Annotated in this window: 3 protein-coding genes and 3 pseudogenes; 4 read left to right on the plus strand and 2 right to left on the minus strand. The window is 64.5% G+C overall.

Annotated features, from left to right (window positions below; genetic code table 11):
- Positions 1–409: 409 nt before the first annotated feature.
- Positions 410–517: pseudogene (locus ABZ624_RS42235) on the plus strand (hypothetical protein); the annotation flags it as partial.
- 113 nt (positions 518–630) lie between these two features.
- On the opposite strand, the gene ABZ624_RS42240 reads toward ABZ624_RS42235, so the two are convergent.
- Positions 631–792 (minus strand): hypothetical protein, encoded by a 162-nt coding sequence (locus ABZ624_RS42240; protein WP_360100939.1) that lies wholly within the window; start codon positions 790–792, stop codon positions 631–633.
- 70 nt (positions 793–862) lie between these two features.
- On the opposite strand from ABZ624_RS42240, the pseudogene ABZ624_RS42245 reads away from it, so the two are divergent.
- A pseudogene (locus ABZ624_RS42245) lies at positions 863–1,009 on the plus strand (hypothetical protein); the annotation flags it as partial.
- A 235-nt stretch (positions 1,010–1,244) separates the two neighbouring features.
- On the plus strand, positions 1,245–1,958 hold the full coding sequence (locus tag ABZ624_RS42250; RefSeq protein ID WP_360100942.1) for a hypothetical protein: 714 nt from the start codon (positions 1,245–1,247) through the stop codon (positions 1,956–1,958).
- Between the two features lie 105 nt (positions 1,959–2,063).
- Here ABZ624_RS42250 and ABZ624_RS42255 read toward each other — a convergent pair.
- A protein-coding gene (locus ABZ624_RS42255; protein WP_360100936.1) for an IS3 family transposase occupies positions 2,064–3,259 on the minus strand; the annotation gives its coding sequence in 2 pieces (ribosomal slippage) (positions 2,064–3,007 and positions 3,007–3,259; 1,197 coding nt in all).
- A 145-nt stretch (positions 3,260–3,404) separates the two neighbouring features.
- Between ABZ624_RS42255 and ABZ624_RS42260 the strand changes: the two are divergent.
- A pseudogene (locus ABZ624_RS42260) lies at positions 3,405–3,817 on the plus strand (IS21 family transposase); the annotation flags it as partial.
- Positions 3,818–3,964: the final 147 nt, after the last annotated feature.

Genomic DNA, 3,964 nt, shown 5'->3' on the forward strand with positions numbered 1-3,964 from the left:
GAAAACACCACAGCCACAAGCTCATTGACATCTCGCACACCACACCAACGGCGCCCGTCACCCTTGGTTACCACCGATTACGGGCCAGAGCCAAACGAACGGTGTAACCAGGGTGGTTGAGGTTACTGACGTGCTGCGGAAAGCCGGCCGTCGAAGGTGATGTCGAAGGCGTTCAGAGCGGTCTTCCAACGGCTGGTCCAGCGGGCCTGTCCCCTGCCGGTGGGGTCGAGTGTCGGCGTACACATGAACGTGGCTCTGGCAAGATTTTCGTAGCTGGAGATCATCTCGGTGACACGGTCGGCTGGTCCGCAGAGCGGGCAGCATGTGACTGTGCTCTGTTGAACTGGCCAGTCTGTTACCGCAGTTGGCCAATGTGCTGGTGACATCGGTCGAGGTCTCCGATGCTGTGGTGGCGGTCCGCGCCCGCACGAGATGGGGTGAACCAGCGGGATGTACGGGATGCGGACAGCTCAGCAAGTGGTGCCATAGCCGCTACGTACGGAGCCTCGCCGACGTCACACTCGCAGGCCGGCCTTTGCGCATCGACTTGTCAGTACGCCGTCTGTACTGCGAAAACACAGCCTGCCCGAAGGTGACCTTCGCCGAGCAAGTGCCGGGACTTACCGTGCGCTACCAGCGGCGGACACCGCCGTTGCAGCACTTGGTGGAGGACGTCGGTGTGGTGCTGGCCGGCCGGGGCGGTGCCCGGATGCTTCGGATCTTGAACATCAGACTCTCGCGGTGCACCGTCTTGTCCCAGCTGATGCGGGTGTCCTTGCCGCCACTGGTCATGCCCCGGGTACTGGGGGTGGACGACTTTGCGCTCTACGGCGACACCTACGGAACTCTCCTGGTCGACACCACCACCCGGCTCCCGCTCACACTCTGGGAAGGACGCGACGCGGAACGGCTCGGCCGGTGGCTTCGCCAGCACCCAGGTGTTGAGGTCGCCTGCCGCGGCGGTTCCCTCGCCTACCGGCAGGGCATCACCGCAGGTGCCCCGGATGCCGTGCAGGTCAGCGACCGCTTCCACCTTTGGCAGGGCCTCTCCCGGCGAGTTCAGGACATCGCTTCCGCCCACCGCGGATGCCTGCCCGCAGCGCTTCCCCCGATCTGCGAGACCGGTCCTGCACCGGTCGAGGAGCCCGTCGAGAACCACGCCGCAGCCACGCGAGCGGAGCGCCACGCCCGACGGCTCTTCGAGGCCGTGCAGGCCCTCACGTTCTGGTCGGAGCCACAGTTCCGTGGCCCGGGAGCTCGGCCTGAACCGCCGCACCGTCAGCAAGTACGCCCGGGCCCATACCTGGCAGGAGGTGGTGCGTCGCCCGCCCAGCAAGCCCTCCACACTGGATCCCTACCTCAGCTACCTGCAACAACGCTGGGACGAGGGACAGCACAGCGCGAAGATCCTGCACGAGGAACTGCAGACCAAGGGCTACCTTGGCCACTACCAGCGCGTGAAAATGGCCGTCGCACCCCTCAGGCGGGGCCTGCCCATCGACGAACCACGCGAGCGACCGCCCTCCCCGCGCGAAGCCGCCCGCTGGATCACCACCCATCCGCACCGCCGCAACCCGCATATCAACGACCGCCTGCCCCGGCTCCTCGACCACTGCTCTGAACTCAAGACCGTCCACGACCTGGTCCGCCGCTTCGCCGCCATGCTCGACAACGGCGACGCGACATCCTTGCCAGAGTGGCTGGACGACCTCGCAAACACCGGGCTGGCTCCGCTGACCGGACTTGCCGGAGCCCTGCGCGAAGACCGACATGCAGTCGCCCAGGGAATCGTCACCCCATACAACTCCGGGGTCAACGAGGGCCGCATCACCGACGTCAAGCTGCAGAAACGCCTCATGGCCGGACGCGCTGGCGTCCCCCTTCTCCGTCACCGCATCATCCTGATCGCCCACCTCCGCCGACGCTATGCGGACCAGCCGACCGTGTCACCGAGATGATCTCCAGCTACGAAAATCTTGCCAGAGCCGTGAACGTCCCCAGCCACGTACGGATGAACAGGGTGAGGGTCCCTGCGGTTTCCGTACAGCAGCTTATTGGCTAATTCATGCGGCGAGCTGCTGATTCAGGTAGTCGTCGTGGACCTCTCGTGGGGTCCGATACCCGAGTCCCGAGTGGCGGCGTTTCGTATTGTAGCGGACCTCTATGTAGCGGGCAATGTCGCGGTAGGCGTGTTCACGGGTGGGATAGACGGTCCGGTGGACCCGTTCGTTTTTCAGGGTCGCGAAGAACGATTCCGCGAGGGCATTGTCGTAACAGATTCCGGTCCGCCCGACAGATTGCCGGATGCCGAGTCTGTCCAGCGTCCGGGCGAACTGTTCAGAAGTGTAATTACTGCCGCGGTCCGAGTGGAATATGGCGTCCTCGGAGAGCGGGTGATTGCGTGCCGCCATTTCGATGGCGGCCTCAATGAGCGGGGTCTTGTAGTTGTCGTCCATCGCCCAACCGATCACGGCCTTGGTGTGGCAGTCGATGGCGGTGGCGAGGAATAACCAGCCCTCCCAGGTCGGAATGTAGGTGATGTCACCGACCATTTTTTGGCCGGGCGCGTCGGCGGTGAAGTCGCGGTTCACGAGGTCGGGGATCGGGCCGGCCCGGCCGTCGTTCTCGGTGAGGCTGTGGCGCCACGGCCGCGGCTGGCACGCCTGCAGGTCCAGCTCCCGCATGAGGTCACGCACGAGTTCGGGCCCGCAGGCCACGCCCCAGGCAGTGAGGTCGGCGTGGACGCGCCGGTAGCCGTAGGTGCCGTCAGATTCCTCGAATGACTTGGTGATCAGCAATTTCAGGTCCTCGCGTCGCCGTGCCGTCGCCGAAAGCGGCCGGCTCCGCCATTCGTAGAATCCGGAGCGGGACACTTCCAGCCAGTCACACATCTTCGCAACCGACGGTAGCTGTGCGGTGTTCGTGGTGGATGTCGCGCACTCGGCATCGATGAACTCGAACCTGTCGCTCACCGAGGATCCCTGGCAAAGTACGCGGCGACTTTTTCCAGGAAGGCGACCTTTTGTCGCAGTTCCCTCAGTTCGCGTTCCTGCTCGCGGAGCCGTGCCCGTTCATCCACCGTGAGGGGCGCCTCCTCTCCCGCGTGCTCACGGCGGTAGGCGTTGACCCAATTCCCGAGCGTTCCTTCGACAAGACCGAGTTCCCGGGCTACCTGGGCGATGGGACGCGACGTCTCGATCACCATCTTCACGGCCTCTTCCCGATACTCGGGAGTGAAGTTCCTGCGTTTCTGCGACAACCAGCTTCCCTTTCCGAACAGACCCATCGTAGTGGGACCACTGTCCGGAAACTTCGGGGCGCCTCAGGGAGTTTCTGATGCGATGAGGATCGGCGGTGGGCACTCTGCTGCTTGGTCGGTGTGGGGCGGCAGAGGACGGCTGACGATGGTTTTGGATCCGCATCGCTGGTTGGAACGGCGGCGGTTCGCGGCCTGTTCGAGTCCGGGGCGTTGAGTCTGTCGGAGATTGCCCGGGCGACCGGGCTGGACCGCAAGACGGTCCGCAAGTACCTCGCTGCCAAGGGGCCGGCTTCGTCTCCGCGGCGGACGTCGAACGGACGGCACCAGCAGCGGATGGTCGACGAGTTCGCGCCACTAATCGACTCGATGCTGCGGGCCGAGATCCTGATGAAGGCCATCGTCATCCACGAGTGTCTGAGCAGGGACCACGGGTTCACCGGCAACTACCAGCGCGTCAAGCTCCATGCCCAAGAAGCCCGCCCCAGGATTGCGGAGGAACTCGGCATCACGGCTCGGGAACTGGCCGGCATGCACCGCCGCTTCGAGGTGATCCCCGGGCGTGGCTTCGTTCGTTTGTTGCGACAGCACTTGTCGATGAGTTTGGGCAGCGCTTAGAGCTCGTAACACGATCTTGGTGAGGTGTGCTGGTCTGGCGTGACCAGTACGACGATTCCGCCGTTCGTGAGGTGTGAGGAACCGGCCGTG

It is taken from the genome of Streptomyces sp. NPDC007205 (genome assembly GCF_040634095.1).
GTDB lineage: Bacteria > Actinomycetota > Actinomycetes > Streptomycetales > Streptomycetaceae > Streptomyces.